Here is an 11,714-nt window from a genome sequence, read left to right as displayed (position 1 = left end):
CCGGTGGCCTGGACCGACCGCGCGCCGGCCGGCAGCGCGCCGCCGCGGGGCTCGCGTATCTCGGACACCCGGCCGTGCCGGTCGACGACGGCCTCCACCCCCGGGCCGGCCGGGGTGGTGGCGCCGTACTGTTCGGTGAACGCGACGACCTCGTCCGCGTCGGTGCAGGTGATGTCGTGCAGCGGGTGGCCCGTCGGCTGGTCGTCGGGGGTGCCGCCACAGTTGCGGATGAGGCCCGGCACGCGGTCGATGCCGTCGAGGGTCAGCGTCTGGTGCGCGCCGCGAACCTCGCCGGACCAGCGGTAGCGCTCGACCCCGGCGTGCCGGCCGTCGCCGGCGAACGCGAACACGGGCCGGCCGTTGGTGGCCTCGCTCCGCAGCCGTCCATTGTAGACACCGAGTCCGGCCGGGTCGCCGGGAGCGCCCGCAGCCGGGTCGAGCACGAAGAACCCGGCATTGACGGCCGCTGTCGCGCCCCGGGCACGGGCCAGCGCGCTGGTGGTCTCGCGCCGCTCGAGGTCCGGACCGAAGTCGCCGGCGAGCGCGCCGCGGAACCTGCCCGGGTCGATGGTGAGGACCTGGACCCGCCACGGCCCGCGGTCGGTGGGGGCGCCGTCCCACCCGGTGAACACGGTGGACGCGGCGAAGCCGGCCGCCCGCACCCGTGCCAGGACCTCGTCGGCCACGGCCTTGTCGGCCTCGTGCGCGATGCGCACGCGGAAGCCGAGCGTTCCCCCGGGGAAGTCGGCCAGCCGGGGCGTGGTGACCTCCTCGACACGGGGCGTGAACCCCTTGCCCGCCAACGACTCGGCGAGCGCGTCGGCGTGCTCCCGGTCGGCGATCGCGGTCGGCGGCGCGTCCGGGTCGGGGTCGTCGCCGCCGCCGGGGATCGCGATCTCGACGGTCCACCCGTTGGCCGGATCCGGCTCGCCGCGGATGATCGTGGTCAGCGTGACGCCGGGCTGGAGCGTCTCGACGCCGCGGGTCTCGGGAAGGTCGGCCGGGCCGAGCGGTAGCCCGCGGTCGCGGTCGGCCGCGGCGCTGGGCCCGGCAACGCTCGCACCGATCAGCACGACCCCGGCCAGCAGCGCGAGGAAGGACGCCTTCCGGACACTGAACGTCCGGAAGGCGTCCTTCCTCGCCGTGCTAATCAACGGCCACCCCGGGGATCGCCTTGATCTCGCCGAGGAACGCCGGGGTCACCTTGATCGGGTAGTCGTCCAGGGCAAGGGTGACGCCGTTGTCCTTGTGCGCGAACTTGAGGTGCACCGGGGTGTCCCCGCGATGCGCCGCCAGCGTGTTCTTCAGCTCGCCGACGACCTCGTCGTTCAGCTTGATCGGGTTGCACAGCAGCACGAACGGCGCGGCCTCCCCCGGCGCCGTGAGGTCGGCGTCGGTGATGTCGAGCGGGATGAGCCCCGAGCCGAACACGGACATCTTGTCCTCACGCCAGTTGACGCGACCCTTGACCGCCACCGCGGCGTCCTCGACGAGGTCCTGTGACAGCACCGAGTACGACTTCGCGAAGAACAGCACCTCGATCGACGCGTCCAGGTCCTCGATGGTGCAGATAGCCCACGGCTCGCCCTGCTTGTTCACCCGCCGCTCGAGCGCGGAGATCATGCCGGACAGCACGATCTCGCCCTCCTTCGGCGCGTCCGCCAGGATCTCGGCGATCGGCTTGGGGGCGTGCTTGCGCAGCAGCCGCTCGGCGCCGTCCAGCGGATGCGCCGACACGTACAGGCCCAGCATCTCCCGCTCGTAGCCCAACAGCTGCTTGCGCGGCCACTCCTCCGCGCTGAACCTCAGGTGCGCCAACGGTGACGAGTCGCTGGACGCCGGCGTGGTGTCATCGCCGCCGAACAGGTCGAACTGGCCCATCGCCTCCTGACGCTTGAGCCCCACGACCGCCTCGACCGCCTCCTCGTGCACCTGCACGAGCGACAGCCGCGTGTGCCCGAGGGAGTCGAACGCGCCGGCCTTGACCAACGACTCGACGACCCTCTTGTTGCAGCACACCAGCTCCGACTTGTCGAGGAAGTCGGTGAACGACTTGTAGGCACCCTTCTCGTCGCGAGTATTGATGGTCGACTCGACCACGTTCGCGCCGACGTTGCGCACGGCACCCAGGCCGAAGCGGATGTCGGTCCCCACCGCGGCGAAGCGCAGGCCCGACTCGTTGACGTCCGGCGGCAACACCTTGATCCCGGCCCGGCGGCACTCGGACAGGTACACCGCGGACTTGTCCTTGTTGTCCGCCACCGAGGTGAGCAGCGCGGCCATGTACTCGGCCGGGTAGTTCGCCTTGAGGTACGCCGTCCAGTAGCCGACCAGGGCGTAGCCCGCCGCGTGCGACTTGTTGAACGCGTACCCGGCGAACGGGAGGACCGTGTCCCAGAGGGTCTTGATGGCAGCCGACGAGTAGCCGTTGCCCTTCATGCCCTCCTCGAAGCCGGCGTACTCCTTCTCCAGCACGTCGGCCTTCTTCTTACCCATGGCCTTGCGCAGCACGTCGGCTCGACCCATGGAGAAACCGGCCACCTTCTGAGCGATCTGCATGATCTGCTCCTGGTAGACGATCAGACCGTAGGTCTCCGACAGGATGTCCTCGAGCGGCTCCTCCAGCTCGGGGTGGATGGGCGTGATCCGCTGCCGCCCGTTCTTGCGGTCGGCGTAGTTGTTGTGCGTGTTCATCGCCATCGGACCCGGCCGGTACAGCGCGTTCACCGCGGTGATGTCGTTGAACCCGGTCGGCTGCATGCGACGCAGCAGGTCACGCATCGCGCCACCGTCGAGCTGGAACACGCCGAGGCTGTCCCCGCGGCCCAGTAGCTCGAAGGTGGCCTTGTCGTCCAGCGGCAGGGTGTCGAGGTCGATGTCCTCGCCGCGGTTGGCCTTGACGTTGTCGATGGCGTCGCCGATGACGGTCAGGTTCCGCAGCCCGAGGAAGTCCATCTTCAGCAGGCCGATGGCCTCGCACGACGGGTAGTCCCAGCCGGTGATGATCGAGCCGTCGTCGCGCTGCCACAACGGGATCGACTCCATCAGCGGGTTCGACGAGAGGATCACCGCGCACGCGTGCACGCCGGCGTTGCGGATCAGGCCCTCGAGGCCACGGGCGGTCTCGAAGATCTTCGAGACCTCGGCGTCGGTCTCGATCAGCGTGCGGACCTCGGCCGCCTCGGCATGGCGCTCGTGCTTGGGGTCGACGATGCCGGAGAGCGGGATGTCCTTGGCCATGACCGGTGGCGGCAGCGCCTTGGAGATCCGGTCGGCGATCGCGAAGCCGGGCTGGCCGTGCAGGACGCGGGCGGCGTCCTTGATCGCGGCCTTGGTCTTGATGGTGCCGAACGTGATGACCTGGGCGACCTTGTCCGCGCCGTACTTCTCGGTGGCGTAGGCGATCATCTCGCCGCGGCGGCGGTCGTCGAAGTCGATGTCGATGTCGGGCATCGCGGTGCGCTCGGGGTTGAGGAACCGCTCGAACAGCAGGCCGTGCGTGATCGGGTCGAGGTTGGTGATGCCCAGCGCGTACGCGACCAGCGAGCCCGCCGCCGAGCCGCGGCCCGGGCCGACCCGGATGCCCACGCGGCGCGCGTAGCTCACGAGGTCGGCGACCACGAGGAAGTAGGCCGGGAAGCCCTTCTGGGTGATCACGCCGAGCTCGAACTCGGCCCGGTCGACGTACTCCTGCGGCACTCCGCCCGGCAGTCGCCACTCGAGGCCGCGCATGACCTCCTTGTGCAGCCAGCTGGGTTGGGTCTCCCCTTCCGGCACGTCGAACACCGGCATCCGGTCCAGCTCCGCCCAGACCTCCTCGTAGGACTCGACCCGCTCGGCGATCAGCAGGGTCGAGTCGGTGGCGCCGGGCACCTCCTTGTCCCAGTACTCGCGCATCTCGGCGGCCGACTTGAGGTAGTAGCCGTTGCCGTCGAACTTGAAGCGGTTCGGGTCGGACAGCGTCTTGCCGGACTGCACGCACAAGAGTGCCGAGTGGGCGTCGGCCTGGTCCTGCGTGACGTAGTGCGAGTCGTTGGTGGCCAGCGGCCGGAGATCGAGCTTGCGGGAGATGTCCAGCAGGCCGTCGCGGACCGACTGCTCGATGGCCAGGCCGTGGTCCATCAGCTCGAGGAAGAAGTTGTCCTCGCCGAAGATGTCCCGGTAGTCGGAGGCGGCCTGCAGCGCCTCGGCGGTCTGACCCAGGCGCAGCCGCGTCTGCACCTCGCCGGACGGGCAGCCGGTGGTGGCGATGATCCCCTCGGCGTGCTCGGCGATCAGCTCCCGGTCCATGCGCGGTTTCCTGTAGTAGCCCTGCATGGACGCGAGCGAGGACAACGTGAACAGGTTGCGCAGGCCGGCGGCGTTGCCCGCGAGCATGGTCATGTGCGTGTACGCGCCGCCGCCCGAGACGTCGCCGCCCTCGCCGAGCTCGTCGGTGCTGCGCTGGCGGGCCTCGCCCCAGAAGACAGGCTTCTTGTGGTACCGGCTGTGCGGGGCGACGTAGGCCTCGATGCCGATGATCGGCTTGATGCCGGCCTTGCGGGCGCACTGGTAGAACTCGTCGGCGCCGTACATGTTGCCGTGGTCGGTCATGCCCACGGCGGGCATGCCCAGCCGGGCGGCCTCGGCGAACAGCGGCGCGACCTTGGCGGCGCCGTCGAGCATCGAGTACTCGGTGTGCACATGGAGATGAACGAAGGAATCTGCCGCCACGAGGCATCACCCTACGACGAGAACATGATCATCAGCGGGCACCCTGTGCGGTGTGTTGGGAGGCTTCGCGGGCATGTGCGATTCCTACCTCGTGGCACTGACATTTCCGGGCCGGTGTGATGATCGAGGTCATGAGATTCCGGCCCGTGACCCCCTATCGGCTGGTCGACGAGGTGGCGGAGTCGATCTCCGCCCGGCCGGCCCGCGGATGGACCCGCGTGGCCGTCGACGGCGCGCCGCCGAGCCGGCCCGGCGACGTCGCCGACCGACTCACCGAGGGGCTGCGGCTGCGGGGCCGGCCGGTGCAGCGGGTGTCCGCGTACGACTTCCTGCGTCCGGCTTCCCTGCGGTTCGAACGCGGCCGGGAGGATCCAGACGCACGCTACGACGACTGGCTCGACGCCGGCGGGCTGACCCGCGAGGTGCTGGTGCCGCTCGGGCCGGGTGGCTCCGGGCGGGTGCTGCCGTCGCTGTGGGACGCGGCCGCCGACCGGGCGACCCGCGCGGAGTACCGCTCGCTCCCGCCCGGCGGCGTGCTGGTGCTGGACGGCGAGCTGCTGCTCGGTCGTGGGCTGGCGTTCGAGCACACCGTGCATCTGTGGCTCTCCCGACCCGCCCTGGCGAGGCGGTTCGCGCAGGCGTGGGCGCTGCCGGCGTTCGAGCGCTACGACGCCGAGGTGCGGCCGCTGCACACCTCGGACACGGGCGTGCGGGTCGACGACCCCGACCATCCCGCGCTCCTCGACGACTCCCCCGTCTGATCTCACCGTGGTAATGTATCGAACATATGGTCGAGTTGCTGGAGGGTCGCCCGCGACCGGATCACAGGGGGTGCGCATGGCGGGGCATGGTGCGGCAGACTGATCAGTCGTCTGTCAGTGCTTTCCCGCAGGAGGATTCATGGCCACCACTCGAACCGCGAACGCCCACTGGGAAGGTGCGCTGCTCGACGGCTCCGGCACGGTGTCGCTCGACTCGTCCGGCATCGGCTCGTACCCGGTGTCGTGGCCGGCGCGTGCCGAGGCCGCGAACGGCAAGACCAGCCCCGAAGAGCTGATCGCCGCCGCACACTCGACGTGCTACTCGATGGCGCTGTCGCACGGTCTCGCCGGTGCAGGCACGCCGCCCACGACGGTCGACACCAGGGCCGACGTCACGTTCCAGCCGGGCGAGGGCATCACGGGCATCCACCTGACCGTGCGCGCCAGCATCCCGGGCATCAGCGCCGAGGACTTCGCCGCGGCCGCCGAGGCCGCCAAGAAGAACTGCCCGGTGTCCCAGGCGCTCACCGGTACGACGATCACGCTGGACGCCGAGCTGGTGTGAATCCGCGTGCCCCGGTCGGCCGGCCCGGATACGGTGCCGGCATGACCGAGGGCATGCGGCTGCGTCCGGTGACCGAGCCCGACCTGAACCGCCTCGACGAGATGTTCGCCGACCCGGAGGCGATCGGCGTGTTCAACTGGGGCGGGTTCACCGACCAGACCTCGTGGCGCAAGCGGTGGTCGGAGAACCAGCTGCTCGGCGGCGACAAGAGCGTGCTGATGGTCGACCTGGACGGTGCCGCGCTCGGGTTCGTGTCGTGGGACAGGCTGCGCACCGGGCAGACCTCGTTCGTCTACGAGTTCGGCATCAGCCTGTGGCCGCAGCACCGCGGGAAGGGCCACGGCACGGCGGCACAGCGGCTGCTGACCCGGTACCTGTTCGCGAACGAACCGGTGCACCGGATCCAGGCGCGGACCGAGCTGGGCAACATCGGCGAGCAGCGTGCGCTGGAGAAGGCGGGCTTCGTTCGGGAGGCGGTGCTGCGCGAGTACTACTTCCGCGACGGCGCCTGGCGCGACGAGGTCCTGTACCGGATGCTGCGCTCGGAGCTACCGGTCGACCACCAGCCGGACCGCGAGGCCACCGAAGATCGCCGCTGACACGCGGTTGAGCCACCGCCGCACGGCCGGCCGCCCGAGCAGGAGCGCCGAGAACGTCCCGGCGGCGAGTCGGACCGACGCGTCGACGGCTAGCCCGACGACGATGAACACCGCGCCCATGATCAGGAACTGGACCGGCGTCGCCCACCCGCCCTCGGTGACGAACTGCGGGAAGAACGCCAGGTAGAAGAAGATCACCTTCGGGTTGGCGAGGTTGGTCAGCGCGGCCATCAGGTGGGTGCCGCCGCAGCGAGTCCCGCCGAACCTGGCGGGCGCGGTCTCGGCGACGCTGCGCGCGGACCGGAGCGCGCCGATCGCGAGGTAGACGAGGAAGCCCGCGCCGACGATGCGGACGGCTTCGAGCACCACGGTCGCCGCCTGCGACAGGGCCCCGAGCCCCAGCACGGCCGCGACCGTGTGCACGGGCATCCCGGTGGAGACCGCGACGACGCCGGCCACCCGCCCCCGCGCGATCGCGTTGGCGACGATGAACATCATGTCCGGCCCCGGGACGAGGCTGATCACGGCACAAGCCACGACGAAGGCGACCAGGAGGGAGGCGACCGTGGCCAGATCAACTCAGCCGGCTCGCCAGCCCTCGCGCGAGTTCCACCTGATGGACACCGAGGCGACCCGCCCGACACCACGACCGGGCAGGCCTCCGGCCCCCGACAACCAGCCTACCGAGACCCACCGACGAAACTCGCGCGACAGCCTGAGGGCTGTGGACGGCCTCAGGCGTCGGTCACCTTCGCCTCGTCCAGCAGGTCGCTCGTCTCCCCGTGATAGAGCAGCAGGCGGCCCGGCTCGGGGACCGCGGTGACCGTGGCGCCCACGGACGGCTCGTGATGCTCCGCCACCGTCAGCCCGACCAGCACCTCACCGGGACACTCGAGCGTCACCAGGGACGTCACGCCGAGGTTCTCGACGATCGACACCGTGCCCGTCATGCCGTCCTCCGTCGTCGACGTGCGGAGGTACTCCGGGCGGATCCCGGCGGTCACGGGCGTGCCGTCGGGAAGGCGCACGCCGGGCGGGGGCTTCAGGCGGGCACCGGCCACCTCGACCAGACCACCCGACACCGTGCCGGGCAGCAGGTTCATCGGGGTCGAGCCGATGAAGTTCGCCACGAACGTGTCGCCAGGACGCTGGAAGACCTCCTTCGGGCTCCCCAGCTGCCGGATCCGCCCCTCCGACATCACCGCGATCCGGTCGGCCAGGGCCAGCGCCTCGGCCTGGTCGTGGGTCACGAACACCGTCGTCAGGCCGAGCTCGCGTTGCAGGCGCTTCAGGAAGGTGCGCGCCTCGAGCCGGAGCCGGGCGTCCAAATTGGACAGTGGCTCGTCCAGCAGCAGGACGTCCGCCTCCATCGCGATCGCCCTCGCCAGGGCGACGCGCTGCTGCTGGCCCCCGGAGAGCTGCCCCGGCCGCCGCGACAGCAGCTCCGAGAGCCCCAGGCCGGCCGACGTCCGCTCGGCGGCCTCCTGCTGCGACGCCCGCGAGGCCCGGCGCACGCGCAGCGGGTAGGCGATGTTCTGCGCCACCGTCATGTGCGGGAACAGCGCGTAGTCCTGGAACACCATCGCCACCCGCCGCCGGCCCGGCTCGACCCGTGTCACGTCCGCGTCGCCGATCGACACGGAACCGGACGACGCCGGCTCCAGCCCGGCGATCGTCCGCAGCAGTGTCGTCTTGCCGCAGCCGGACGGGCCGAGCAGCGCGAAGAACTCGCCGTCGGCGATGGACAGCGACAGGTGGTCCACCGCACGCACCCCGTTCGGGTACACGGTGGACAGATCGGCCAGCTCGATACCCGCCATCAGGCCTTGATCCCTCCGTGGAAGCGGAACCCGTACCGCTTGCTGACGAACAGATACAGCGCCACCACCGGAACCGCGTACAGCAGCGAGAACACCGGGATCACCGTGAGGTTCGCGCTGCCGCCCTCGTCCTTCAGCGTGGTCAGCAGCACCGCCGCGGGCTGTGCCTCGACATCGCGCAGCAGCAGGAACGGCAGCAGGAAGTTCCCCCAGGCCTGCACGAACGCCCACACCAGGATCGTCGCGATGCCGGGTCGCGCGACCGGGAGCACCACGTGCAGCAGCACCTGCGTCGGCGACGCGCCGAACACCCGCGCCGACTCCTCGTACGACCGCGGCACCGAGTCGATGAAGTCCTTCAGGATGAAGATCGCCGCGGGCAGCAAGCCGCCGGCGATCACCAGTCCGGTCGCGTACTGCGAGTTGATCAGTCCCAGCTGGAGCATCATCACGAAGATCGGCACCATCGCCGCGGTCCCGGTGACCACACTGGACAGCAGCAACAGCAGGTACAGCAACGCGTCCCGCCCGGGGATCCGCACCCGGGACAGCGCGTACGCGGCCAGCGTCGCCAGCACCGTCGTCACCGCCGTGGCCACCACGCACAGCACGACCGAGTTCACCAGCGAGCCCAGCGCGTACGGGTGGGCGAACGTGACCTGCCAGTTCGACAGCGTCCAGTCCGGCCACCGCAGGCCCAGCCCTGGGTCCGAGTCGAACGGCGCCGACGCCAGCCACAGCATCGGCACGGCGAAGAACGCCAGCACCACCGCCATGAACGTGACGTACCCGGTGCGCCGCAGCACCTGCCGCGGCACGAACGCCGGCACGGTCCGCGCGGTCATGATCGCCGCCGCAACAGCAGCAGGTACACCAGGGCCACGACCAGGTTCACGACCAGCAGCAGGAAGGAGATCGCCGCCGCGTAGCCCAGCTGGCCGGACGTGATCGCCTGCCGGTAGATGAACACGGGCAGCGTCTCGGACTCGTGGTTCGGCCCGCCCGCGGTGAGTAGGAACGGCGTGAAGTCGTTGGCCGTCCACAGGGAGATGAGCAGCGTGTTCGTCAGCACGTGCCCGCGGATGTGCGGGAACACCACGTCCCGCACCGTCTGCCAACCACTCGCGCCGACCGTGCGCGCGGTCTCCAGCTGCGACGGTGGCACCGCGGCCAGCGCCGAGCCGTACAGCATCATCGAGAACGCCGTGCCGCGCCACGTGTTGAACACGACCAGCGACGCCATCGGGTACTCGACCAGCCACGCCGTCCCCGGCGACCCGAGCAGCGCGCCGAGCGTGCCGCCGTCGCGGTCCAGCACCGCGATCCACAGGTAGGCGACGACGACGCTCGGCAGGATCCACGACATCAGGACGAGTCCCTCGATGACCCGGCGCAGCCAGGGCCGCGCGCCGCGCAGGAACCACGCCAGCGCGAAGCCCAGGAAGTTCTGCCCGAGCACCGCCGAGCCGATCACGAACACCAGCGTCAGCCACAGCGCGTTGCCGAACAGCGCGTCGTCCAGCGCCTCGAGGAAGTTGGCGACGCCGACGAACGCGGGCGCGATCGACGCGGTCCCGGTCAGCGTGTAGTTCGTGAGCCCGATGTAGATCGTCCACACCGCCGGGAAGACCAGGAACACGCCGATCAGCAGCAGCGCGGGCGAGAGGAACCCGACCGCGCGGGCGACGCCGAGCCCGGCGGTGTCCCGGTTGCGCGGGAGCCGGCGGGGTCTCGGGGCCGCCTCGGTGGCCGGCGGCGCACTAACCACCGGCGACCGCGTCCTCGCCGACGGCCTTCACCAGCGCGTCCTGGTACCCGGCCGCGGCCTCGTCGGCGCTCCTGCCGGCGATCACGTCCGCGGTGGCCTGCTGCAGCGCGGTCGACACCTGCGGGTACTCCGCGATGGCGGGCCGGAAGCGGGTGATCGGCAGGATCTCCTCGGCGATGAAGCTGAGCATCGGGTCACCGGAGAGGACCTCGGAGTTCACGTCCTCGCGCTGCGTGATCTGTGCCGTGTCGCCGAGGAAGGCCTTGGTCGCCGCCGCGGAGTTCATGAACTGCAACAGCTCCCAGGCCTGCTGCGGGTACTCGGTCTTCGGGTTGATCACCCGCACGCTGCCGCCGGACATGCTGACGAAGTCCTGACCGTCCACACCGGACCCCGGGGTCACCGCCGGGATCTTCGCCCAGCCCACGGCCGTGTCCCGGTCGGCCATCTTGGCCACGCCCGTCTCCGGGGCGACGACGTCCCGCCAGAAGTAGTCGCTCTCCAGGAGGATGCCGATCTTGTTCTGTGCGAACAGCTCGAACGACTTGTCCCGGCCCTTCGCCTCCTGCTGCAACACCGGGTCGCCGAGCCCGCCCCGGTAGACCCGCTGGTAGAGGTCCAGGACGGCCTTCATGTCCTCGGTGCCGCCCTGCCACTTGCCGTCGGCGTAGATCTCCGAGCCGGTGCCGGCGAGCAGCGGCAGCACACCCTGCATCGTCGTCGCCTCGGTCATCGCCGTACCGGCGTTGAGCTGGAGCGGCGTCACACCGGGCAGCTTCTTGAGCGTGGTCGCGGCGTCGAGGATCTCGTCCCAGCTGGTCGGCTGCCAGTCCTCGGGCAGGCCGGCCTTGGCGAACAGCTTCTTGTTGAAGAACAGCACCCGGCCGTCCGTGCCCTTCGGGATGCCGAACCGCTTGCCCTCGTACGTACTGACCTGCTGGACCGCCTCGGGGATCTGCTCCCAGCCATCCCAGCCGTCCGCCTTGTCCTTGCCGACGATCTCGTCGAGCGCGCGGATCTGGTCGCCCTGCGCGAACTCGCCGAGCCAGATGCCGTCGATCTCGACGACGTCGCCGCCGATGTCGGAGCCGAAGTCGAGCGCCACCTTCGCCTTGTACTCGTCGTCGTCCACGCCGACGCCGTCGAACTCGACCGTGACGTTGACGCCCTTCTCCTTCTGCTGCTTGGTGAACTCCGGGATGACCCACTCCTCGATCCACTTGGCGTCGAGGTCGTTCTTGCCGCCCTGAACCGAGTTCGACGTGATCGTGAGCTCGACGTCCTTCGCGTCGGCGTTGCGCGCGGTGTCTGACTCCTGCTGCTGGCCGAGGCAACCGGACAGCACCAGCGTCGTGGACACGGCCGCCGCCAGCAGCATCGTGCGTCGCATTTCGGCACCCTCTCTCGTCGTCGAGCGAAGTCGATGGGAGCAACTCACCAACCGCAGTGCGAGTGTGTCGAAATCTTGTATCACCGGTCGCCGACTAT

General features: G+C 70.1%; 10 protein-coding genes. 3 read left to right on the top strand and 7 right to left on the bottom strand.

The genetic code is table 11. From position 1 onward, the window contains the following. Together ACRDTB_RS24450 and dnaE are read right to left on the bottom strand one after the other, a co-directional pair. Positions 1-1,154: SPOR domain-containing protein (locus ACRDTB_RS24450; protein WP_431433899.1), on the bottom strand; the 1,154-nt coding region annotated here is incomplete at its 3' end. Further along, positions 1,147-4,713, bottom strand: a complete 3,567-nt coding sequence (gene dnaE / locus ACRDTB_RS24445) for a DNA polymerase III subunit alpha (RefSeq protein ID WP_431433897.1) — start codon at positions 4,711-4,713, stop codon at positions 1,147-1,149. The genes ACRDTB_RS24450 and dnaE, both read right to left, overlap by 8 nt. Before the next feature lie 131 nt (positions 4,714-4,844). Between dnaE and ACRDTB_RS24440 the strand changes: the two genes are divergently transcribed. The 3 genes from ACRDTB_RS24440 (at position 4,845) to ACRDTB_RS24430 (ending at position 6,638) form a co-directional block, all read left to right on the top strand. Next, entirely contained in the window at positions 4,845-5,474 is a 630-nt protein-coding gene (locus ACRDTB_RS24440; protein WP_431433895.1) for a uridine kinase, read from the top strand. Positions 5,475-5,613: 139 nt separating this feature from the next. Next, on the top strand, positions 5,614-6,039 hold the full coding sequence (locus ACRDTB_RS24435) for an OsmC family protein (RefSeq protein WP_431433894.1): 426 nt from the start codon (positions 5,614-5,616) through the stop codon (positions 6,037-6,039). A 41-nt stretch (positions 6,040-6,080) separates the two neighbouring features. Next, complete coding sequence (locus tag ACRDTB_RS24430) at positions 6,081-6,638, top strand: GNAT family N-acetyltransferase (RefSeq protein ID WP_431433892.1); 558 nt, start codon at positions 6,081-6,083, stop codon at positions 6,636-6,638. Here the strand turns inward: ACRDTB_RS24430 and ACRDTB_RS24425 are convergent. The 5 genes from ACRDTB_RS24425 to ACRDTB_RS24405 form a co-directional block, all read right to left on the bottom strand. Further along, positions 6,588-7,163: a LysE family translocator gene (locus tag ACRDTB_RS24425; RefSeq protein ID WP_431433890.1), complete on the bottom strand. Its 576-nt coding sequence runs from the start codon at positions 7,161-7,163 to the stop codon at positions 6,588-6,590. The two genes, ACRDTB_RS24430 and ACRDTB_RS24425, sit on opposite strands and share 51 nt — an antisense overlap. Before the next feature lie 209 nt (positions 7,164-7,372). Further along, the gene (locus tag ACRDTB_RS24420; protein ID WP_431433888.1) at positions 7,373-8,458 is read right to left on the bottom strand and encodes an ABC transporter ATP-binding protein; all 1,086 of its coding nucleotides are present in this window, start codon (positions 8,456-8,458) and stop codon (positions 7,373-7,375) included. Then, positions 8,458-9,303 carry a carbohydrate ABC transporter permease gene (locus ACRDTB_RS24415; RefSeq protein WP_431433886.1) on the bottom strand — a complete coding sequence of 282 codons (846 nt, stop codon included), beginning with the start codon at positions 9,301-9,303 and terminating at the stop codon, positions 8,458-8,460. The genes ACRDTB_RS24420 and ACRDTB_RS24415 overlap by 1 nt, the downstream gene beginning before the upstream one ends. Beyond that, positions 9,300-10,226: a carbohydrate ABC transporter permease gene (locus ACRDTB_RS24410; protein WP_431433884.1), complete on the bottom strand. Its 927-nt coding sequence runs from the start codon at positions 10,224-10,226 to the stop codon at positions 9,300-9,302. Before ACRDTB_RS24410 ends, ACRDTB_RS24415 begins: the two co-directional genes overlap by 4 nt. Then, a complete protein-coding gene (locus ACRDTB_RS24405) occupies positions 10,219-11,616 on the bottom strand; it encodes an extracellular solute-binding protein (protein ID WP_431433882.1) in 1,398 nt (465 codons plus the stop codon). The genes ACRDTB_RS24410 and ACRDTB_RS24405 overlap by 8 nt, the downstream gene beginning before the upstream one ends. Between the last annotated feature and the right edge of the window lie 98 nt (positions 11,617-11,714).

It is taken from the genome of Actinophytocola sp., from assembly GCF_050699935.1.
Classification (GTDB): Bacteria; Actinomycetota; Actinomycetes; order Mycobacteriales; family Pseudonocardiaceae; genus Actinophytocola.
The sequence above is the reverse complement of the archived record's forward strand: the minus strand, read 5'-3'. Positions and strand labels throughout refer to the sequence as shown.